Below are 22,622 nucleotides of genomic sequence, written 5' to 3'. Positions count from 1 at the left end.
CGTCTGTTATTTTGCCGATAAAAAATACCGGCAAAATAACAGTTGAATAAGCTATTTTAGATGATGTGTTAATAACAGATCTCATAACAAGGTTGATAAGCCGTTCCACCCGGTAATTTCATCCGATCTTGTTTAACAAAGCTACGTAATAAATCATCCAACTGTTTCATTATTTCCTTATCGCCTTGTAACTTATAAGGGCCTCGTTCAGCAATTTGTTTCATGCCAAACTCCTTCACATTACCGGCAACAATTCCCGAAAATGCACGACGTAAATCAGCGGCTAATAATTCCACAGACTGATCTTTGTGTAAATTCAATGAAGCCATATTTTCATGAATGGGTTCAAAAGGTTGTTGTAACGAACCATCAATTTTAAGGAGCCAGTTAAAACCGTAAGCATCACCTGTTTTTAAGCGTGAGGATTTTACATGTTTAACCCCTTTTTTCATAATACGTGCAACTTGTTCTGGAGAATCAATAATAATTTGATAAAGCTTGGTGGCTTCTTCGCCTAAGGTTTGGCGAATAAAGTCATCAATGGCAGCAAAATAGCCTTCGCATTCTTTAGGGCCAGTTAAGATAAGTGGCAATGTCTGATCTTTATTTGCTGGGTTTAACATAATGCCTAAAATATAGAGCAGTTCCTCAGCAGTACCCGGACCACCAGGGAAGATAATAATACCGTGTGCCATACGGACAAAAGCTTCAAGCCGTTTTTCAATATCTGGCATGATGATAAGCTCATTGACCAAGGCATTAGGTGGTTCAGCGGCAATAATTGAAGGTTCAGTCATCCCAATAAAACGGCTATCTTTATAGCGTTGCTGAGCATGACCAACAGCGGCGCCTTTCATGGGAGCTTCCATAATGCCGGGGCCACAGCCAGTGCAGATATTAAGCTCACGTAGCCCTAACTGCATACCGACTTGACGGGCATAATAATATTCGTTTTCATTAATTGAGTGACCACCCCAGCAAACCACAAGATTAGGCTCTTCGCCGACATGTAGCGCATTAGCATTACGTAAAATCGAAAAAACCAAATTAGTAATATAATAGGAATGATCTTTATCAAGGTTGACATTCGACACTAATTGCTTAACAGCACTGATTTGACTATTTAAAAAAAGAATATCGCGCAACACCGCAAAAAGGTTAGCTTGAATTGAACGGATAATGCGTTTATCCACAAAAGCACTTTCCGGCGCATCGATGAGCTCTAGCTTAACGCCTCGTTCTTTACTAATCACATTAATTTCGAACGATTGAAACCTATCTAATAGCTCTTTCGTATTATCGGTTTTACTACCCGCATTCAGTGTTGCCAATGAGCAATTTCGAAATAATTGATATAATTCACTATTTGCTGATCTCTTTAGAATATCCACTTCAGCTTGAGCGAGTAAATCCATAGATCCTAATGGACTTATATGGGTGGTAATCATCACAACCTCCATTTGACGGTTTTATCGACAAAGGAGTTATTATATACTCAAACAGATTGAATAAGTAAAGTTTATAAAATGAACTTTTTTCAATTTTATCGTAATTATCCTATTGAATAATTGAAATACAGCAAAAGGATTGATTTATCATAATTAAATTTATTTGATATTAATATACCTCTGACTTTATTTGGATGTAAATAAATCAATTAATATTGTTGTGCTAAATGATTAATTTAAAGCGAATAATCGTTGAGAAAGCAGTAATTGTTATTCTAAATAGTTGAAAATGATGAAAACAGTGATGAATTAACTTAACCTTACAATTTTATTCAGAATGTTCGAATTGATTAATTGATTATAGTCAAAAAATATTGTCTATGTTAGACTAAACCAAACTCTGAAGCTTTTTTACCTAAGTGTTGCCTTGGCCTGTTTCATATGGTGAATTAGCCGCGGTATAGCGCAGAAATGGCTATGCTTCCCGATTTGGATAAGGTGTTTTTTTTATATGCAATTAGTGGATAATTATCAGCGTCGATTTCAATATCTGCGTTTGTCGATTACCGAACTATGTAATTTTAAATGTCAGTATTGTTTACCCAATGGTTATCATCCAAATAAGCTTCACCATTTTTTATCGCTTAATGAAATTGATAATATTGTGTCAACATTTGCTGAGCTTGGTGTTCATAAAATTCGACTTACGGGCGGGGAGCCGACATTGCGTCGAGATTTTACCGAAATTTTGTCGGTTATTTCGGCTTATCCCAGTATTCGTGAGCTTGCAATCACGACCAATGGCACACGGTTATTAAAAAATATCAACCATTGGCATCAAGCTGGTCTAAATTCAATCAACATTAGTATAGATAGTTTTTCCCCCCATATATTCAAACTAATCACAGGTCAAGATAAGCTGAAAGAGCTGATTGCTGGCATTGAAAAAACGTTAGAAATTGGCATACCGAAAGTGAAGATTAATACTGTTTTAATGAAAGATCTCAATAGCCATTTATCAGACTATTTATCTTGGATTAAATACAGACCGGTTGAGTTGCGTTTTATCGAGCTTATGGAAACCAATGAAAGCCGTAATTTATTTCATCGTTATCACTTAGCTGGTCAATCAATTGAACGTCAATTAATTGAGCAAGGTTGGCAGTTACAACCGAAGCAAGCTCTATCAGGGCCGGCAAAAGTTTATGCGCATGATGATTATCAAGGTAAAATTGGTCTTATCATGCCATATTCAAAAGATTTTTGTAAAAGTTGCAATCGATTGCGAGTGTCATCAATTGGGCAGTTACACTATTGTCTGTTTGGTGATTCGGCGATTGATTTACGTGATTTACTGGTCAGAGCAGACCAAAAAGCACAACTTAAATCACGCATTCTTGCTTCATTGGTAGTCAAACCAGAAAAACATCGATTACACGATAATCTAGTGGGTATGATGCCTAACTTATCTTACATTGGTGGTTAATACTGCATTTTGTTTCGGGATAGTTGAAAGCTGCCAATGTGCTATTGCCCAATCTAACAATTGTTGTTGGGTTGCATCTTGCCAATCTTGTGGTATCTGTTGCCCTAAAAATTGCAGTGCTTGAATGGTTAATGAGGTTGGATTATCCAATTCGATTGGTTTAGCATGATTTTGTTTCGACAGTTTATTACCATTATGATCTAAGACGAGTGGTAAATGGCAATAGGTTGGAGCGGTAAAGCCTAACTGTTGATAAAGTGATATCTGTTTTGCGGTAACCGGTAGCAAATCAGCACCACGAACTATTTCGGTAATGCCTTGCTGATGATCATCCAGAACGACCACCAAATTATAAGCAAATAGTCCATCTTTTCGGTGAATAATAAAATCTTCTTGCGCACTGGCTGGTTCAACTGTTTGTAATCCAAGAATGTTATCTTCAAATTCAAAGATTGGATGGGTTTGCTTTAACCGAATGGCTAAATGCTGCTGGTGGTTCGGGGTTAAATTTCGCTGACGGCAAAAGCCATCATAAATATGATTGGTAAGATGATGGATTCGTTGTCTCGAACAGTCGCAATAGTAGGCTTGCTGTTTGGATAGTAATGATTGCAATACCGATTGATAACGCTCACTACATGTTGATTGGTATAGAACATCATCATCCCAAAACAGATTGAATATTTCTAATGTTTTTAAAATGAGTGAGGAAGCGCCTTTGACTTCGCGTGGTGGATCGATATCTTCAATACGGACTAACCATTTACCTTGATAAGCTTTAGCTTGTAAATAGCTACCGAGAGCCGTCACCAACGAACCAAAATGTAATGGTCCGGATGGTGAGGGAGCAAAACGACCAATATAGCACATGGGCTTATCTGGTAGTGTAATGTTTGAGGAAAGTAATTAAAATTACATTCCCATTTGTTTTTCGCGAAGTTCCGCTAACGTTTTACAATCGATACATAGATCCGCCGTAGGTCTAGCTTCAAGACGACGAATACCAATCTCAACGCCACAAGATTCACAAAAACCAAAATCATCAGTTTCAATTTTCTTTAATGTCTTTTCAATTTTTTTGATCAGTTTACGTTCTCTATCGCGTGCTCTTAACTCTAGACTGAACTCCTCTTCTTGAGTTGCTCGGTCAGCTGGATCTGGAAAATTTGCAGCCTCATCTTGCATGTGCGAGACTGTTTTGCCCATTTCGCCTTGTAATTGCGCAAGCCATGCTTCTAAGATAAGTTTGAAATGTTTCAATTGCTTAGGGTTCATATACTCCTCGCCTTTCGCCTCTTTATAAGGCTCAAGCCCAGCAATTGAAAGCAGGCTAAGAGAAGATGTATTAACTTTTTGTTCCTTTTTCACAGCAATCCCCTTAAGTACAGATTATTTGCAAGCGCTAAACTATAGCAATAAATTAGCCATTGGCAAAATTTTTTTATGATTTTTTTTACATAATTAGAGCAAATTAACATAACTATATGTATTAATGTATATAATTATGCTATCCACTGTTTCATGTCATTTTTAGGACACTTAGCAACAAGATCTGACAATTTGTCATTATCGGGAAAGACCAGTGTTGGCTCAATATCAAAGAGTGGATAAAGGACAAATTCTCGGTTTTTCATGTGGTAATGCGGTATGGTTAATCGTTCACTATTGATAATCAAATCATCATATAAAAGAATATCCAAATCTAAAGTTCTTGCTCCCCAACGATTATCTTTGCGAACTCGCCCTTGTGATTTTTCAATCGATTGTAAGGCATCTAATAATTCAATTGGTGAAAGGCTCGTTGTTAACTTAATCACAGCGTTGAGATAATCATTTTGATCTTGTGGTCCTAAAGGTTTACTGCGGTAAAAAGGCGAGACTTCAACCAGTTGAGTATGAGGCAATTGAGTTAAAGCGGCTATTGCTCGATTTGCTTGAGCAAAAGGATCGTCAAGGTTACTTCCTAACGCGATATAACAAGTTGACATAATTAGATAAGTGAAAGTTTAGGTTAATCATTTGTTATCTATATTAGCATACTAATGATGAGTCAAAAATAGTTATATGAAGGGAAAAAGACGACTGCATAATGCAATAGTATTAAGTTTAGTTATTAAAATATAACTAGATAATCTTTAACTTAACGCTGATTTTACGCTATTTTGGTCAAGCCTATTTATGATAGTTTGATGAGTGAATATATGATGAACTTAAACCAACAATTATGCTTGTTAGTTAAAAATACGCCTATTCTTAGTGATTCGACTGTTATTAATAATGCGATGAATGGCATCGTCGATTATTTTGCATGTTGTTTACAAGCTCGTCAGGATATGAATGTTCAAAGATTACTCGCTTGGATAAAAGAAGAAGGCGGGCATGAGCGGTCTTGGCTGATTGGTCAAAAAAAGTTAGCTACACCACGTCAAGCGGCATTATTCAATGGCTTTCAAGCCCACTGTTTAGATTATGATGATGTTCATTCAGATATACGAGGCCATCCTTCAGCGGTGATTTTATCGGCACTGTTTGCCAGTATTCGATTAGATCATATGCCATTCCAGATTGATGGACGGCGATTTTTAACGGCTTATGTTATTGGTATTGAAGTCATGGCGTTGCTGGGTAAAAGCGTCAATCCACAACATTATGAAAAAGGATGGCATGCCACTATTACGCTTGGTGGCATAGCAGCCACAGCTGCAATTTGTTATTTGTATAATGAACCTTTTTTATCGCAAGCATTAGCACTTGCAGCAACCCAAGCTTCGGGTATGCGCTTGTTAATGGGCACACCCATAAAATTTTTACATGCAGGACTGGCAGCGCAACATGCTATCCAAACTGTTGATTGGTTAAGAGCAGGGCTACAAGCAGATCAAAATTTTTTAGATGAAAATTTAGGATTTCTCGCCATGTATGGACAAGGGAATACGGCGTTGAATTTAACCAGTTGGGCAAAGCCTTGGAAGATAATTGACCCTGGATTGTGGTTTAAAACTTATAGTTTTTGTTCCGCTGGAGCCTATATCGCGGATGCAGGACAATTACTTTCTCAACATCCGCAATTTCGTGTTGAGAATGTGGCTAACATTACCCTTTACTTTGCGCCACCTAAGAGTGATGCTGCATTAATTTATCAACAGCCAACGCTTGCTGAGCAAGGGCGCTTTTCAGCTGAATATATTTTGGCCTTAATTTTATTAGGTTTACCCACTGATTTTAAAGCATTTTCGGCAACGCCAATCGCTGACAATATTCAACAACTGATGCAAAAAATGCAACGCAGTTATCACATCACCCTTGCACCACATCCTCAAGCTTATAACGGTCGTTATGTGGTGGTTGAGATATTACTTAATAACGGTCAAAAAATCAGCCAGCGCATCGACCTTCCCAAAGGATCACCAAAGAATCCATACAGTCAAAATGAAATGACAGCAAAACTCATAAACGCTATTGATGATCAATCAACTGCAATAGCGCTAAGACAGGATATCCAAGCATTTGCAAAAGGGTTAGATGTCAGCAATTTTATAAAGCGTTATATTGTTCAGTTATAGTAGAAAAGTCTGGATTCACTTAAAAGAATGAAAGTTGAAGCTTGTTAATAAGGTGTTTTTTTAATTTTGCGTGAATTCTAAATAGGGGGGAACGATGCAAAATCCCCCAATTTCTTGTCTTGATATAAGCATTTAGTGAGCGAACGTTTTTTTCTTTATTAAATTTCGAAATTAATATCATCGGTTAGTTGACGCAAAAAACGTTGAGTTAACTCGTTTTGTGGATGATCGATAAGAGTTTTAGCATAGCCTTCTTCTACAATGACGCCATTTGCCATAAAAATGATTCGGTCAGCGACATATTTAGCAAATTCCATTTCGTGAGTAACAATGATCATCGTGATATTTTCTTTGGCAAGTTGTAACATGACTTGAAGCACCTCGTGTACACGCTCAGGATCGAGTGCCGATGTCGGTTCATCAAATAGTAGAACTTTAGGTCTAACCGCCAATGCTCTGGCAATAGCCACCCGTTGTTGTTGCCCACCGGATAAAGTTATGGGGTATTGGTCAGCATAAGGTAACATGCCAACCCGTTTTAGTAGCGTTAATGCTTGTTGTTTGGCTTCGTTTTTATTGATCTTTTTACCCAGAATCAAGGGATAAGTAATGTTCTCTAACGCCGTTTTGTTTTTAAATAAATTATAGTGTTGAAATACCATCGCTGATTGTTTGCGTAATTGGACTTCTTCTTTATGGCGATAATGTTCACTATCCAGAATGACATCACCTATTCGAATTGTACCCGTATTGAGTTTTTCTAATAAATTCAGACAACGTAATAACGTGGATTTACCTGAGCCTGAAGGTCCAATAATGGCGACAACTTCACCTTGTTTTACATGAAGATTTATCTCTTTTAATACTTGATGATGACCAAACCGTTTAGACAGATGTGATACAGAAATCATGAGCTTGCTCCTTAACGGTAATACGGTTTGCTTAATTTACGTTCTAACTGTTTTTGTAGCCATGAATAAGCAACAACCGTTAGCCAATAAACAATGCCGACCGCTAAATAGGTTTCAAAATAGAGGAAGGAGCTCGCCGTTAGCATTTTGCCTGCTGCTAGCAGTTCTTGTACGCCAACAAAAAAAGCGACAGACGAGTCTTTGAGTAATGAAATAAACATGTTACCGGTATTAGGCAAAGCATTAACCAATGCTTGTGGCAAAATAATGTTTCGGTAAACCTGAATCGTGCTTAGTCCCGAGGTTAGTCCTGCCTCTTTTTGTCCTGGGTCGACTGACGCCAGACCAGCACGGAAAATTTCGGCTAGATAAGCAGAATATTTTAAGCTAAAGCAGACAATAGCGGCGGTTGTTGCTCCCATGTGCTTTAATACAGGAAAGATCTGCGGTAAACCGTAATAAATAATAAAGAGCAATACGACCGAGGGAATCCCACGAAATAGCGAAATAAACAGCGAAAAAATTGCGTCAACAATGATGATTTTATTGTTACGTAACAATGCGATAGTCAGACCTAACACCATAGCAAATAAAATTGAGACAACTGCAATAAAAAGTGTGACCGGTAGATACGGTAATATCTGAGGAAACACACTTAAAAAATAGTTTACATTAAAGTTCATGAGGTAATATCTTCACCAAAATATTTAATCGAAAGGTTTTTTAACGTGCCGTTGTTACGTAACTTGTCCAAAGCTTGATTAAACTTTTGACGTAATGCTTGACCTTTTTCATCTTTACTAAATGGAAAAGCAACTTGCTCAATCGTTATTGGCTCGCCTACTAATTTAAATGGAAGATTTTTACGTTTGATTTCAGCCAGTAAGATGGGTTTTGAATTAACATAACCTTCAACCCGTTGATATTCGGTATCATACATGGCTCCGTCACGGGTTTCGTAAGTTTTAATCGTCACTTCATTATTTGGAAAGGCTTTTTTCAAATTATTGATATGATTTGAACCTAACACTCCAGCAATGGTTTTACCTTTAAAATCAGATAACGTATTAATATCGTTATTTTCTTGATGGGTAACGATCTGGCTACCGTAAAAACTATATGGCTGAGAAAAATCATACTTAGCTTGGCGAGCAGGTGTGATTGCAACGGCATTGGCAATGGTATCTAAACGTCCAGAATCAAACTGTCCCATTAATCCTCCAAATTCAGCAACTACCCATTCGACTTGATAACCCAGTTCATTGGCAATGGCTTCTGTCAGTTCAACATCAAATCCGATTAATTTATCTTGTTGTTTATAACCATTTGGATAACTTTGACCGGTTGAACCGACTCTTATGATCGGCTGCTTTGTGGTCGAATCTTGGCTATTTGTATCGCATCCGCATAATAATGTTAAACTGGCGAGTAGTATCGCAGAGAAAATAGTTCTGATTGTTTTCATTGTTTGTGATTCCTTTTTTTCCATTCAGTGTAGTTTTTATGATTAAAAATTTTTTCAAAATAGAGTGTGGTATGATCAGGGGTTAAATCGGCTTGCCCAATAGGTTTATAACCTTTGTTGATGTAAAGTGTGGCTAACCATGGATGATTTGCGGCTGTTCCTAATGTCGCCGCAGGAAGTCTTAATTGTTTAATTAAGATTTGTTGTTCAACAAAATCCCATAACGCATGACCGTAGCCTTGACCTTTATATTGTGGGTCAGTGGCAAACCAACCTAAATGCGGTAATCCATAAGGCCCGGGATTATTGCCCCATGGAAAACGAATCGTTAATGTTGAAATTAATTTACCCTGTTTTTCATAGAGATAAACAGCATTTGATTCAATATGATCGGCAATTTGTGTTTGATTAACTGTCGCAGCAGCAAAATGGATACCAAGTTGTAGGGTTGCTTGATAAGCATTATGCAATAGCGTTTGATAAGCTGGGATATCATTTTGCGTCATTAGGCGGAACGTCATACTAAGACTCCACTTTGATCAGCATACCGGATTACTTGTTCCACTTTTTCAGGCGCTAAACCAACATAATTAACGGGTTCTAACCAACTATCGAGTTCATCTTCGGTAAACTCTTTATTCAAGATAGGATCAGCTAATAACACTGCTTTAAAGGTTTTATTTTGCTCAAAAGCTTGCATGGCGCTTTGATAAACCAAACGATGAGCGGTCTGTTTGCCTAATCGCTTGCCTATTTCAAACATCACTTTTTCAGACAGCAGTAAACCATTTTGTAAGGTTAAGTTAGTTAACATGCGTTCAGCATTGACTTTTACCCCTTGTAGTACAGCTAATGCCGTTTGAAGTTGTGAAGAAAGGTAGAGATTAATTTCAGGAAGCGCTATCCATTCCGCTCGCCAACTCATGGCGTCTCGCTCATGTTCAACTTTCATGGATTCATGAATTAAAGCGACACTTTTTAATAATGGTGCGGTTAAGCTAGCTAAGCCTTCTAATGCGGCTGGATTTCGCTTATGAGGCATAGTGGTTGAACCGATTTTTCCGTCAGAAAAGGGCTCTTCAACTTCGTTAATTTCAGTGCGCATTAAGTTATAAAACTCATTACCCATTTTACCCAGCGTCCCACTGATTAATCCAATGACGGATGCATATTCGGAAAACCGATCACGTGCAGCTTGCCAACCAATGTTGGGTGTATTGAGGTCTAATAAAGTTAATGTTCTGGCTTCAACTTGTACCCCTAATTCGCCCATGGCGGCATAAGTACAAATTGCACCACTGATATTACCCACTAAAACCCGCTGTTTAATTTCACTTAACCGCTGTAAATGGCGAACAAACTCATCCAACCAAACGGCAAGTTTGAACCCAAAAGTAGTAGGAAGTGCCTGCATACCATGAGTGCGTCCAACCATAGGTAAATATTGATACTGTTTGGCTAACTTTTTTAATTCACATGCCACCAGTTTGGTGTCACGTTCAATAATGGCAAATGATTGCTTAAGTTGTAAAACGGTTGCCGTATCGACAATATCTTGCGTGGTTGCACCATAATGAATAAATTGACCGGCATCGCCAACTTGATCTTGTAGCGCATTGATCGTTGACATTAAAGAGTGCTTGGCTTTTGCAGCTTGTTTGGCAATTTGTTCAATGGACAGTTTCGAAGCATCGGCTTTAGCAACGATTGCATCAGCGGCATCGCAAGGAATGACACCTAGTTCACCTTGTGCTTTTGCTAGTGCGACTTCTACAGCAACTTGCTTTTCTAAGCGATTTTGTTCTGACCATATCGCTCGCATTTCACTGGTACTAAAATTATTACCTAAAATCAAATAATCAATAACATGTGACGCCACCGAAATATCCTCAAAGATTAATTAATGTTTTATTATTCAATTATTAAAGATTATTCAAACAGCGTCTAATATCCTCTTGGACTATGGATATAACTAAAAAGAATTAAGGTTGTTGGGTTTTGATCACGGGTGATAGAGGAAGTTAATTGTTGAATGTTTATTTTGTTTTGATGAATAGACTCAACTAGGGGAATTTTTTCAAAATTTCTTATTTTTTATTCGTATTATGCACGATACTTGATCTCTTTAATGTTATCATCGTGGGGACAACGTGAGCCTGCTTAATAAAAAGGAATAAATAGTGATGAATAACAAATTATTTAAATTAGTCTGCTTAGGCTCTTTTTTAACCTCTTTTGCCTATGGCGTGATGTTAACGCTGCCGTTATTTTTAACCGACACTTTAAAGCTTTCGTTGGTGATGTCGAGTGAAATTATTTCAATGGGGATCATTGGGGTGGTGGCGTCGATTTTGTCGATTCCTTATGTGTTGAAATCTGTTTCTACTAATGTTATTGCTGCAATGGGGGCGTTAATTTATGCCTTTGCTATCGCATTGATTTTGTATACAGGTGGTGTTTTTCTTTATATTGCAGGTTTGTTGCTTGGTGCAGGGTGGGGGATTATTTATACGTTGGGGCCGATTATGGTGTCGTCAACCAGTAATACTGCCGAATTAAGTCGTCATTTTATGTTTATTTCGGCATTTAATATGTTAGGTGCCGGATTATCGCCAGTGATAGTCAAAACACTGCTCGATTATAATATTGCTATTGAATATATGTTTATGTTTGCTGTGTTGTTGAGTTTGTTAGCCGGTGGGATATTTTTTAATGTAACCTTATCCAATGAGCAAAATAGCAGTAAATTATCGATTTTGCCAGTAATGAAAACCATTGTTACTTCAAATGCGGTCATTCCGTTGATAATGGTTTTTTTAGGCGCCTGTATTTACATTTCAATGATGAACTTTCAATTTGTGTTTGCGAAAGAGAAGAATTTAAACTTTTCGATATTTTATATTTCTTATACTTTTTCATTATTATTTGCCCGATTCTATCTGGCTAAATTTATTTTAAAACTGTCACAGCAGTTAGCCATGATCGGCTTGTTATTCATTATGTTGATCGCTTTGTGTCTGTTTTTGGTTACGACAAATAATATTTTTTATATTGTACCGTCATCATTATTAGGCATAAGTTATGGTTTGGTTTATCCGTTAATTCAAACTCAAATGGTTAAAGATATCGATGCTGAAAAGCGGAGTATTTATTTAACTATTTTTAGTTTAAGCTACTTTATTGGCGTGTTTGGCTATCCGTATCTGTTTAGTTTAGGATTAGATTCAAGCGGTGTTTTAGGCTCGTTTTTAGTGCTGATTTCACTGTGTGTGTTAGATATTGTATTTGCCTGTTTATTATTTAAAAAATTTACCAGATAAGTCGTGATATCCTTAATATGCAGAGGGATTGATTATCAATCCCTCATGCTGTCTTTATCAAACTAACACAACAGTTAATCAACAATAATGCCTAAAAATTGACATCACAAAATAGGTTTATAACACTTCAACTATCGATTCACACAGGCGTGACATATTATCAAGGGTCATGCCAGCGACATTGATTCTTCCCGAGTTCACAATGTAAATACCGTAGTCGTTACGCAGTTTCAGTACTTGTTGTTCTGTTAATCCACTGAAAGAAAACATGCCGTTTTGTTTAGCGATGAAGCTAAAATCTTGATTTGCACCTTTATCTTGTAATGTTTTGACAAATAATTGGCGCATACGATGAATACGTTGACGCATACTTGTCAATTCATCGATCCACTCTTCTTTTAATTCCTTGTTATTTAAAATATAAGATACAATTTTGGCGCCGTGAGCGGGTGGATTAGAATAATTGGCACGAATAATGGTTTTAACTTGGCTAAAAGCCCGATCCGCAATCTCCGTATCCGCAGCGATTAAGGTAAAAGCACCAACTCGTTCATTATATAGCCCAAAGTTTTTAGAGTATGAGCTAGCAATTAATAATTCTGGGTGATGATCGGTGAATAGTCGTAATCCATACACATCTTCTTCTATACCTTGTCCAAATCCTTGATAAGCTAAATCAAACAACGGTAACCAACCATTTTTTAAGGCTAAATCTGAAATGGCTTGCCATTGTTCAGGAGTTGGATCGATACCGGTTGGATTGTGACAGCAACCGTGAAAAAGTACCGCCTCACCTGCTGCAATTTTACTTAAATCTTGCATCAATCCATCAAAGTCTAAGCTATGGGTTTGTGCATCATAATAACGGTATTCTCGCACTTCAAGACCAGCAGTTTGGAAGACACTTCGATGATTTGGCCATGAAGGATTACTGACCCAAATACGTTTTACTTTGGTTCGGCGAGCTAAAAAATCGGCCATGATTCGTAAAGCGCCTGTGCCTCCAGGAGCTTGTGCCGTTCTGGCTCGTTCATTTTCGTTACCAAATAATAAGATTTGTGTGGCGATATTAAATTCTTTGATTCCGTCAATGGATAAGTAACTTTTTGTGGTTTCGTTATTTAATAAAAATTGTTCGGCTTTTTTGACGCTTTCTAAAATAGGTGTTTGGGTGGTTTCATCTTTATAGACACCGACACTTAAATTAATCTTACTGGTGCGTTCATCTTTATTATAAAGATCGGCTAATCCAAGTATCGGGTCGGCCGGTGCTGCTGTTAAACTTTCAAACATAATTCACCTATTTCGTCTAATCACTTTCATCGCATTATATACATAATATTTTATAATACACAATTTCGATACAGACAATTTGTGAATAAATGTTTAGACGATAATCTTGTTAATTGTTATGAATTATTTTTTTACATTAAATTGAAAGATTATTAAAAAATGATGTTAAATTTTCAGCTAATATTGTCAGTTCTCCACTAATGAGATCTTCTTTAACCACTTCGCCAGTTAAATTATTTATGGCGATAATTTCGGTACTTTCATCGGTAGAGGCAATAAAAATAGTTGGTATTCGTTTTAATCTTTTTTGTTGCGACAAATGGGCAATTAAGTTTTGCTCTAAATTTGAGAAATCGTCATCATTCCATGCTTGTAGTAATACTAAATGAGTATCAGCAAAGTTTGCGCTTATATTTCCGGCATATTGTGTGCCATAAAAAACATGAGCACTTTGACACAGATTGATGTTAACGACTTGTTCTACAATAGTTAGATCTCTTGCCGGCTCTAATAAAAAAGGTTGCCAATATACTGCAAGTTGCGCTGTTTTTAGTATACAAGGTGAAGGAATGGCATGTAATTCTTCACTTTTAGGGGCATAATCAAATTGAGTCATCCAACGAGAAGTAAAATCAAGTAAGGCTGTTTTTTCGGGTGATTTCATAAATAAGTTAAGTCTCTTTTTTGAATTTATTTTATATTTCGTCCATTATTATACAAATTAACTTACTTTAGGTACTACTAAGTAAGTGCCCATTTTTTGTTTTCTAAAAATGAGAAAAAAATGTAAAGCAATTTTGGCTTTTTAGTGTGGTTAATATAAATTTTTAATATATCTAATATGATTTTATTGAAATGATAAATATTATTTGTAAATAACTCAAAATATTAATCTAACTATCGATGAAATATGAAGTTTAATTTTCTTGCTATCCTTTGCCGAAACGTGAATAATAAGGGGGGATATTTTTATCCTTGTAATGCAGCAATGGCGTTAGACATTACAGTTTGTCAAAACAAAATAGCGTAAGTAGAATCAAGATAATTAGATAATATGTTTATTTTAAACAATCATATAAAGATTTAGTTTATTTGCTAGAACCAATAAAATGAAGGTTTGCAAATTAACCATTGAAATAATATCAATAAATTATATATTTAGGAATAATTCGGCGTGTCATTTGTACTTTTGAATTTAGCGGTTATCCCCCTAAAATATTATTTTAATGTAGTCAATGTGAAATCGGTGTCACATAAAATAATAACAAAAATAACACAAATAAAATAATGCACACTGTATAGAAATATCGAATTAAGTACTTTTTTTATCATTGTTAAAATAAGCATTTATCAATAATACGATTCTACCTACAATTAATTAAGATTAATGAAGAGTGTAGAATAATGAAAAGAATGCTAATCAATGCAACCCAGCAAGAAGAGCTGCGAGTTGCGCTTGTTGATGGCCAACGCTTATATGATTTAGATATCGAAAGTCTTGGGCATGAGCAGAAAAAGGCCAATATCTATAAAGGTAAAATTACTAAAATCAATCCAAGTTTAGAGGCGGCTTTTGTTTCATATGGTGGAGAGCGAGATGGTTTTTTACCATTAAAAGAGATTGCCGATAGTTATTTTCCATCCAATATGACCGGTCGTCGCACCATTAAACATCTTGAAGAAGGTCAAGAAGTTCTTATTCAAATTGAAAAAGAGATTCGAGGCAAAAAAGGTGCTGCGTTAACGACTTATATTAGTCTTGCCGGTAGTTATTTAGTTTTAATGCCCAATGATCCACGTGCTGGTGGTGTGTCTCGCCGAATTGAAGGTGAAGATCGTGCAGATTTAAAACGTATTATTGACGCTATTGAAAAGCCTAAAGGCATGGGCGTAATTGCCAGAACGGCGGGTGTTGGTAAAAGCCAAGAAGAGTTACAACAAGATTTAGATGCGTTAGTCAATTATTGGGCAGCGATTCAAAATGAAGCTAAGAATCATCCAGCACCAAGTTTAATCCACAAGGAAAGTGATATTATTACCCGAGCATTTCGTGATTATTTACGTGATGATGTGGGTGATATATTAATCGATAATCCGAAAGTCCTTGAGATCGCTAAAAAACGATTAGTTGATTTGGGGCGTGTTGAATACGTTAATCGACTAAAACTTTATGAGGGGGATGTACCTCTATTCAACCATTTTCAAATTGAAGGTCAAATTGAATCTGCGTTTCAACGTGAAGTGCGTTTACCTTCCGGCGGTTCTATTGTAATTGATGCGACCGAAGCATTAACAGCAATCGATATTAACTCCGCTAAATCGATACGGGGTAGTGACATTGAAGAAACGGCCTTTAACACTAATCTTGAGGCAGCTGAAGAAATTGCTCGTCAACTACGTTTACGTGACTTAGGTGGTCTAATTGTTATCGATTTTATCGATATGACACCAATTCGTAACCAACGTGAAGTTGAAAATCGCTTAAAAGAGGCGATGAAAACAGACCGAGCACGTATTCAAACAACACGAATTTCTCGATTTGGTCTGCTTGAAATGTCACGCCAACGATTAAGTCCGTCTTTGCGTGAAGCGACTCATCACATTTGTCCACGTTGTCAAGGAACGGGAACGATTCGTGATAATAATTCATTATCGCTTTCTATTCTTCGATTAATTCAAGAAGAAGCGATGAAAGATAACACAGTCCAAATTGATGTTATCGTGCCAGTGCCAATTGCCAGCTATTTATTAAATGAAAAACGTCGCGCGATTAATAATATTGAAAGGATGCACCCTGATGTAAAAATTGTCATTGTGGGTGATGAAGAGATGGAAACGCCACTTTATAAAGTGATTCGTAAACGTGTTGGCGAAGAGACTGATGTACTGAGTTATAACTTACCGAAATTAATCCGAGAACTGGAAGAAGAGGAAGAAGACGCAGCGGCTGAAATCATCGTTGAACAAGCGGTATTATCAGGGCCAAAAGTCGAAGCGAACACGACATCGAAAGAAAAGAGCGAGCCTAAAGTTGAAAAATCTGGGGGCTTGTTCAGTGGATTATTTAGTAAGTTACGCAAATTATTTGTTGCTGAAAAAAGTGAACCTGAACCAGAAGTTAAACCAAAACCGACTAAAAGACGTGAAAATAATCGATCGAATAGTCGCCGTCAGCGTAATAGTCGCAATAGCAATGGTGCAAATGCTAATAGCAGCGCAGCAACAGAAGACGTGAAAGAGACAACTCGTAGTAACAGTCGTCGTACTAAGCAAAATAATAGTCATTCGGCGAATGCGGTAAACGCGACTAAAGCTGAAAAAACAGCGAATAGTAATGAAGTGGTCACACCGAAACAAAAAGAAGTGAAACCAAGACGTCAACAACGTTCATTGACAAAAAGCGTACGTGTGAAAAATAGTGAAGCACCGATTCAAGTCAATGAAGAGCGTGTTGTTATTCCATCGTTATTATTACCGGTGATAGTGCCTGAACAGGCTGAGACAACACCTGTTTTAGAGTCACAACCAAAACGTCAACGACGCACTTCCAGACATCTACGTATGAATGGACAACGTAATAAACGACGGGTACGAAGTGGCGATCTTAAAAAATCACCTATGCCGTTACAATTTGCTGCTGCATCTCTTGAATTGGCATTAGGTCGGGTTGCGATTGATTATAGTCAAATCACACAAGATGAACCAAGTAATGTGGTTCCTGTTATTCCTTCACTTTTATTACCTGTTATCGTTAAAAATGAAGTGACAGAAGCCCGTTCTGAACCGACAATTGACACAGCTGATTTGAATGATGGATCCATCAATTCTGCATCAACTCAAGATTATGATGCTGCAAAAGACAGTGAACAAGAAAGTCATGATAGCGATGTGAATACTGATGTGTCTCAAGCTACGGGTCACGCTTCGTCAGTAATGACTAAAGCCCCTGCACCAGAGTATGTAGATTCTGAAATTGGTTTCAAACTACGGGAAGAATCAGACTATCACTTTGAAGGGAAAGGAGAAGCGGGCGGTTTAAGCTCTCAAAACCATGCCTTTGCTAAAGCAAGTAAACCTTCCTATCCTTCAGAATAATAGTTTCAAAACTGATATTTATAAACAGAGTGGTCATCAGACCACTTCTGTTCCTACTTAGACAAATAAAAGCGATAAGATAAACATGATTATTTATATTTTGAAAAAAATAGTCACTTTTGTATTAATTATCTGCATTTTGGCTCAGATCAGCTTTTGCCTTGTCTATTTTTCGCCCCATTCTATGTTTAATCATCTTCATATTGTTGATGCTTACAGTTCTTTCTTTAGGCAATTATTGCAAGGACAATTTACATTAACTTCAGGGGAAAAGGTCTCGTTTCTTTATACTTTATCCGCGACGATTGAACTGTGTATTCTAGCCTTAGCGGTAGCACTAATTGTTGGTTTACCGTTGGGTATCTTTTTAGGTTTGAGTAATATTAATTGGCTAAATAGCACGATTCGGTTAGGGTGCTTATTACTATATTCATGTCCTATTGTGATGCTAATTGTGATTGTTATGTTTTGGGTCTCTCCAAATTGGTCTGTATCAATACATTTTGATACCTCTTCCTCCGCTATTGGTACATCGTTATTAGAGATTTTACTGTCTGACAAACAGAATAAAATAGATTTATTGATTGAGCAGTTTCAATATTTGAAACTGCCGATAATCATTCTTGCGATACAGCCTAGCATTATAACTATTCAGCTTATTAGCCAAAATGTCAAAAATACCTCACGCCAGAACTACATAAAAATGGCTGCAATTCGAGAAAGGTCACCTTTAAAAATTTTGCGACGACATTTATTGCCCAATACCATTCCAGCAACTATTCCTCAATTGACTTATAATACGACTACATTGTTGTTTTCAACAATGATTGTCGGAATATTATTTAACCGTGTTGGCTTAGGGCAATGGGTCATGGGTGCTTATCATCATCATAATTATTTTATTATCTCAATTGCTATTTTTGCTTGTGGAACGGTGATAAGCTTTTTAACACTATTGGGCGAAATTACCGCTGTGGCTATTTATCCATTACGTCATAAGGAACATCATGTCTAAGGTAACAAGGTTATTAAATAGTGTGGCATTATGTTTTAATAAGCTACATAGTAATCTTTATTCAATTGTTGGCTTTTATGGCATTATGGCAATTGTCTTTGTTGCTGTTTCAACAAAGTGGTTTTTTCATGCTCATTTAGATCCTATTTATGCAAGTTCCTTACCGCCAGCATGGTTTATGAATGGCGATATTAATCACATTTTAGGCACCAATGCTAAAGGACAAGATATCTTTGATTACTTATTAATTGGTTATCGCTCAACCTTATCGATGACACTAAAAGCGGTATTTTATGTTGTTGTGATTGCAGGATTAATTAATTATTTAATGTTCTTTATTCCATTTCTACGATCTTTTATTTTATTGATTTTCCGATTTTTTATGGTCGTACCGCCACTATTGGGGGTTATCGTTGTCAGTATGTTATTTGAAGATGACATAACCAATATGTTGTTAATCATTGGGTTATCTTATTCACCACGATTTATATACAATATCCATCAACGAGTGATTAAGGAGTGGAATAAAACTTATATCACGGCTTATCGGCTTGATGGTTTATCCAAAATAACGATTTTAAATCACTATATTTTGCCTAATATTCTGCCGGTCTATTTAACTGAAATTGTATCGTTATTTAGTTCAATTATCTTAGCCATTACCAGCATCACCTTTTTAGGATTTGCTAACGATACCTCCAGACCCGATTTAGGGATGATGATGTTTAAAATGAAAGACATTATTGGTACCAATTACTTGGCCTTTTTATCCCCCGGAATTGCGGTTTCAGCTACCATTATCTTTGTTTATTTATTAAACTTTGGATTAAATGGTCGACGAGCAGGGCATTAATCATGGCATTGTTAGATATTCGTAATTTAACGATTGAGTTTATTACTCCTGACGGTCTGTTACGTGCTATCGACCGGGTTAACCTTAGATTATCAGAAGGTGAAATTCGAGGATTAGTAGGCGAATCCGGTTCTGGTAAAAGCTTAATTGCCAAAGCGATTTTAGGGATCACCAATCACAATTGGAAAATTTCGGCAGATCGCTTTCATTTTAATAATATTGATTTATTAAAACTTACGCCTAAACAACGCCGTAAAGTTATTAGTGCGAATATTTCCATGATATTCCAAGAACCACAATCATGTTTAGATCCATCAATGAAAATTGGGCAACAACTGATCGAGGCAATACCTAGACGCACCTTTAAAGGTCATTGGTGGCAACGGCTATTTTGGCGTAAAAATCGTGCGATTGAACTATTGCATCGGGTTGGAATCAAAGAGCATAAAGAAATATTAAAGTCTTATCCGTTTGAACTGACAGAAGGTGAATGTCAAAAAGTCATGATAGCCATTGCATTGGCCAATCAACCTAAATTACTCATTGCCGATGAGCCGACTAATGCTATGGAAGCCACGACAGAAGCCCAAATTTTTAGGCTACTGGCTAGCATGAATCAAAATATGGGCACCACGATTTTACTTATTAGCCATGATTTGCAAATGATTACAAGGTGGACAGATCGAATTAATGTATTGTATTGTGGACAGACGGTTGAAGTGGCGGATAGCGAAGATTTAATAAAATCGCCTTATCACCCTTATACACAGGCGCTCATTTACGCCATTCCAGATTTTGGTAAGGCAATGCCACATAAAAGCCCGTTAAATACTTTACCGGGTGTTATTCCGTCACTTGAACATTTACCTATTGGCTGTCGATTGGGCCCACGTTGTCCTTATGCACAAAAAAAATGTATTCAAGCACCCGAATTAATCCAAATTAAAGATCACTTTGTTGCTTGTCATTTTCCTTTAAATACTGATGAGTAAAATTATCAATACCAGGACTAAACCATGAACCCAATTTTAAAAGTGCGTAATTTGTCAAAGCAATTTAAAATTCCTAAAGGATTTTTGGGGCATCTATACATTGATGCTGTTAAACCAATATCTTTTTCGATCAATGAAGGAAAAACTCTAGCTATTATTGGGCAAAATGGATCGGGCAAATCAACATTAGCTAAAATGTTAGTTGGAATGGTCAAACCGGATAGTGGTGATATTTGGATTGATGGCACAAAAGTCGAATACGGCGATTATAGTTACCGTTGTCAACTTATTCGCATGATTTTTCAACATGTTGAAAGCTCTTTTGATCCAAGACTTCGCATTGGTCAATTGCTTGAAATTCCACTCAAACACAATACACATTACGATGCGTTTGAACGTGAAAAAATGATAAGCGACGTATTAAAGCAAGTTGGGTTACTGCCTGAACATGCTTCTTATTATCCAGCGGTGATGGCATCGGGGCAAAAACAACGGGTCGCCCTAGCGAGAGCATTAATTCTAAAACCTAAAGTTATTATTTTAGACGAAGCGTTAGCCGCATTAGATATCTCGATGCGTTCACAGATTGTTAATTTGATGTTGTCATTACAAGCCGAGCATAACATCTCTTATATCTATGTGACTCAAGATATAGGGATGATGAAGCATATCAGTGATCAAATCTTAGTGATGCACAAAGGCGAACTTGTTGAATACGGGAATACCGCCGAAGTGTTAGCCTCGCCACTTAGTGATATCACGCAAAAACTCGTTAATAGCTATTTTGGCGAAGCGTTAACCGCTGACTCATGGCGCACCGATACACGGGCTTTTTAACTCTTCCCTTACTGTTGTCAATTATCCAATCTAAAAAAGACCAATGCGAATTTAACGTTATTCGTATATAGTAGTATCATGATTTTCTTTGAGATATTGGATTTAGCTAATCAAAATAAAAACCTCGACAAATAATCTAAAACATCTTATATTTAGCTATACAGATTTCTAGACGTCTATTTTAAGTTTTAAAAGATTGTTGATTATTAGGAGTTTTTGCTATGCCTATTTGTATTCCTGATTCATTACCAGCCGTTGATGTACTTCGTAAAGAAAATATTTTTATCATGACATCTTCTCGTGCAAATACACAAGAAATTCGTCCGCTAAAACTGCTCTTTCTTAATCTTATGCCTAAAAAAATAGAGACAGAAAACCAATTTTTACGACTACTTTCTAACTCCTCATTACAAGTCGATATTCAACTATTACGTATTGATCAGCGTGAATCGAAAAATACACCAGTCGAGCATTTAAATAGTTTCTATTGTGATTTTGACGATATACGTGAACAAAATTTTGATGGGCTTATTATCACTGGCGCACCGTTAGGAAAAGTGGCCTTTACGGATGTAGTCTATTGGTCAAAATTAGTTGAAATTATCACATGGGCAAAAGAACATGTCACTTCAACCATGTTTGTGTGTTGGGCAGTACAAGCCGCATTGAATGTATTATATGATTTACCAAAATTTACACGATCACATAAATTATCTGGGGTTTATCAGCATCAGATTTTGCAACCTAATGCCATTTTAACCCGAGGATTCGATGACTCTTTTTTAGCACCGCATTCACGGTATGCAGATTTTCCGATAGAAAAAATAAAAAATTATACTGATCTCTTAATACTGGCAGATTCAGATATCACTGGGCCTTATTTAATGGCAACAGCAGATAAACGGATGGCATTTGTTACTGGGCATCCTGAATATGACTCTTTTACTTTAGCCAATGAATATTTTCGTGATCTTAAAGCTGGCATTCAGCCTACTATCCCAGAAAATTATTTTCCTCATAATAATCCAGACTTAACCCCTAAAGCCACATGGCGTAGTCACGCTTATCTATTGTTCAGCAATTGGCTTAACTATTATGTCTATCAATTAACACCATTTGATTTAACGACACGCAATTTAACAATTGATGATTAAACCGAACATAAAGAAATTATACCTAGATTAAAAGAGCCAGAAATAAATTCATTACTCTGACTTTTATCGGTTATTGCTTATGCAATACCATTTGATTAATGATTTATAATTAAAATTTGTTTGTTGAGATTAAAAAAATAACAGGTAATTATTTCTAATAAATTGCGTATTTGTTTCCAAAAAAAGAAAA

The 22,622-nt window shown here is 36.6% G+C and carries 20 protein-coding genes and 1 riboswitch; of the genes, 9 read left to right on the top strand and 11 right to left on the bottom strand.

The genetic code is table 11. The annotated features are described in order from the left end of the window. Nucleotides 1–68 precede the first annotated feature (68 nt). Nucleotides 69–1,445 (bottom strand): nucleotide 5'-monophosphate nucleosidase PpnN, encoded by a 1,377-nt coding sequence (ppnN, locus tag ACGH47_RS10860; protein ID WP_411623410.1) that lies wholly within the window; start codon nucleotides 1,443–1,445, stop codon nucleotides 69–71. 389 nt (nucleotides 1,446–1,834) lie between these two features. Further along, nucleotides 1,835–1,965, top strand: a riboswitch (molybdenum cofactor riboswitch). Here ppnN and moaA point away from each other — a divergent pair. Next, nucleotides 1,960–2,934 carry a GTP 3',8-cyclase MoaA gene (moaA, locus tag ACGH47_RS10855; RefSeq protein ID WP_411623401.1) on the top strand — a complete coding sequence of 325 codons (975 nt, stop codon included), beginning with the start codon at nucleotides 1,960–1,962 and terminating at the stop codon, nucleotides 2,932–2,934. Its footprint overlaps the riboswitch before it by 6 nt. Here moaA and gluQRS read toward each other — a convergent pair. From gluQRS to folK, 3 genes are all read right to left on the bottom strand, one after another. Next, complete coding sequence (gluQRS, locus tag ACGH47_RS10850) at nucleotides 2,914–3,804, bottom strand: tRNA glutamyl-Q(34) synthetase GluQRS (protein ID WP_411590893.1); 891 nt, start codon at nucleotides 3,802–3,804, stop codon at nucleotides 2,914–2,916. The two genes, moaA and gluQRS, sit on opposite strands and share 21 nt — an antisense overlap. Nucleotides 3,805–3,846: 42 nt before the next feature. Continuing rightward, nucleotides 3,847–4,302, bottom strand: coding sequence for an RNA polymerase-binding protein DksA (dksA, locus tag ACGH47_RS10845; RefSeq protein WP_065559802.1), 456 nt, complete (start codon nucleotides 4,300–4,302; stop codon nucleotides 3,847–3,849). Nucleotides 4,303–4,436: 134 nt separating this feature from the next. After that, nucleotides 4,437–4,922: a 2-amino-4-hydroxy-6-hydroxymethyldihydropteridine diphosphokinase gene (gene folK, locus ACGH47_RS10840; RefSeq protein WP_411623400.1), complete on the bottom strand. Its 486-nt coding sequence runs from the start codon at nucleotides 4,920–4,922 to the stop codon at nucleotides 4,437–4,439. 213 nt (nucleotides 4,923–5,135) lie between these two features. On the opposite strand from folK, the gene ACGH47_RS10835 reads away from it, so the two are divergent. Next, complete coding sequence (locus tag ACGH47_RS10835; protein WP_411623399.1) at nucleotides 5,136–6,497, top strand: MmgE/PrpD family protein; 1,362 nt, start codon at nucleotides 5,136–5,138, stop codon at nucleotides 6,495–6,497. Between the two features lie 158 nt (nucleotides 6,498–6,655). Here ACGH47_RS10835 and ACGH47_RS10830 read toward each other — a convergent pair whose 3' ends face one another. From ACGH47_RS10830 to purB, 5 genes are read right to left on the bottom strand one after another with little or no spacing between them, the layout of a single operon-like run. Then, nucleotides 6,656–7,408: an amino acid ABC transporter ATP-binding protein gene (locus ACGH47_RS10830; RefSeq protein WP_411590898.1), complete on the bottom strand. Its 753-nt coding sequence runs from the start codon at nucleotides 7,406–7,408 to the stop codon at nucleotides 6,656–6,658. Between the two features lie 11 nt (nucleotides 7,409–7,419). After that, nucleotides 7,420–8,091 carry an amino acid ABC transporter permease gene (locus ACGH47_RS10825; protein WP_220216019.1) on the bottom strand — a complete coding sequence of 224 codons (672 nt, stop codon included), beginning with the start codon at nucleotides 8,089–8,091 and terminating at the stop codon, nucleotides 7,420–7,422. Next, nucleotides 8,088–8,873 (bottom strand): amino acid ABC transporter substrate-binding protein, encoded by a 786-nt coding sequence (locus tag ACGH47_RS10820; RefSeq protein WP_411623398.1) that lies wholly within the window; start codon nucleotides 8,871–8,873, stop codon nucleotides 8,088–8,090. The genes ACGH47_RS10825 and ACGH47_RS10820 overlap by 4 nt, the downstream gene beginning before the upstream one ends. Beyond that, nucleotides 8,870–9,394 carry a GNAT family N-acetyltransferase gene (locus ACGH47_RS10815; RefSeq protein WP_411623397.1) on the bottom strand — a complete coding sequence of 175 codons (525 nt, stop codon included), beginning with the start codon at nucleotides 9,392–9,394 and terminating at the stop codon, nucleotides 8,870–8,872. The genes ACGH47_RS10820 and ACGH47_RS10815 overlap by 4 nt, the downstream gene beginning before the upstream one ends. Further along, nucleotides 9,391–10,752 (bottom strand): adenylosuccinate lyase, encoded by a 1,362-nt coding sequence (gene purB / locus ACGH47_RS10810; RefSeq protein ID WP_411623396.1) that lies wholly within the window; start codon nucleotides 10,750–10,752, stop codon nucleotides 9,391–9,393. The genes ACGH47_RS10815 and purB overlap by 4 nt, the downstream gene beginning before the upstream one ends. 304 nt (nucleotides 10,753–11,056) lie before the next feature. Between purB and ACGH47_RS10805 the strand changes: the two genes are divergently transcribed. Then, complete coding sequence (locus ACGH47_RS10805; RefSeq protein ID WP_267349604.1) at nucleotides 11,057–12,193, top strand: MFS transporter; 1,137 nt, start codon at nucleotides 11,057–11,059, stop codon at nucleotides 12,191–12,193. Nucleotides 12,194–12,310: 117 nt separating this feature from the next. On the opposite strand, the gene ACGH47_RS10800 is transcribed toward ACGH47_RS10805, so the two are convergent. Both ACGH47_RS10800 and syd read right to left on the bottom strand, forming a co-directional pair. Beyond that, nucleotides 12,311–13,486 carry an aromatic amino acid transaminase gene (locus tag ACGH47_RS10800; protein ID WP_411597403.1) on the bottom strand — a complete coding sequence of 392 codons (1,176 nt, stop codon included), beginning with the start codon at nucleotides 13,484–13,486 and terminating at the stop codon, nucleotides 12,311–12,313. Between the two features lie 136 nt (nucleotides 13,487–13,622). Further along, nucleotides 13,623–14,150 carry a SecY-interacting protein gene (gene syd, locus ACGH47_RS10795; protein WP_411590905.1) on the bottom strand — a complete coding sequence of 176 codons (528 nt, stop codon included), beginning with the start codon at nucleotides 14,148–14,150 and terminating at the stop codon, nucleotides 13,623–13,625. A gap of 740 nt (nucleotides 14,151–14,890) precedes the next feature. On the opposite strand from syd, the gene rne reads away from it, so the two are divergent. The 6 genes from rne to metA all read left to right on the top strand — a co-directional run bounded on the left by rne (nucleotide 14,891) and on the right by metA (nucleotide 22,432). Continuing rightward, nucleotides 14,891–17,581, top strand: coding sequence for a ribonuclease E (gene rne / locus ACGH47_RS10790; protein WP_411623395.1), 2,691 nt, complete (start codon nucleotides 14,891–14,893; stop codon nucleotides 17,579–17,581). An 85-nt stretch (nucleotides 17,582–17,666) separates the two neighbouring features. After that, a complete protein-coding gene (locus ACGH47_RS10785) occupies nucleotides 17,667–18,596 on the top strand; it encodes an ABC transporter permease subunit (protein WP_411623394.1) in 930 nt (309 codons plus the stop codon). Continuing rightward, nucleotides 18,589–19,449 (top strand): ABC transporter permease subunit, encoded by an 861-nt coding sequence (locus ACGH47_RS10780; protein WP_220216010.1) that lies wholly within the window; start codon nucleotides 18,589–18,591, stop codon nucleotides 19,447–19,449. The genes ACGH47_RS10785 and ACGH47_RS10780 overlap by 8 nt, the downstream gene beginning before the upstream one ends. Nucleotides 19,450–19,451: 2 nt before the next feature. Then, nucleotides 19,452–20,441 (top strand): putrescine export ABC transporter ATP-binding protein SapD, encoded by a 990-nt coding sequence (sapD, locus tag ACGH47_RS10775; RefSeq protein WP_065559789.1) that lies wholly within the window; start codon nucleotides 19,452–19,454, stop codon nucleotides 20,439–20,441. 24 nt (nucleotides 20,442–20,465) lie between these two features. After that, a complete protein-coding gene (locus ACGH47_RS10770; RefSeq protein WP_220216008.1) occupies nucleotides 20,466–21,278 on the top strand; it encodes an ATP-binding cassette domain-containing protein in 813 nt (270 codons plus the stop codon). 221 nt (nucleotides 21,279–21,499) lie between these two features. Beyond that, nucleotides 21,500–22,432, top strand: a complete 933-nt coding sequence (metA, locus tag ACGH47_RS10765) for a homoserine O-acetyltransferase MetA (RefSeq protein ID WP_267360665.1) — start codon at nucleotides 21,500–21,502, stop codon at nucleotides 22,430–22,432. Nucleotides 22,433–22,622: the final 190 nt, after the last annotated feature.

The sequence above is a fragment of the Gilliamella sp. CG16 genome (assembly GCF_046635785.1).
GTDB classification, from domain to species: domain Bacteria; phylum Pseudomonadota; class Gammaproteobacteria; order Enterobacterales; family Orbaceae; genus Gilliamella; species Gilliamella apicola_I.
The sequence above is the reverse complement of the archived record's forward strand: the minus strand, read 5'-3'. Positions and strand labels throughout refer to the sequence as shown.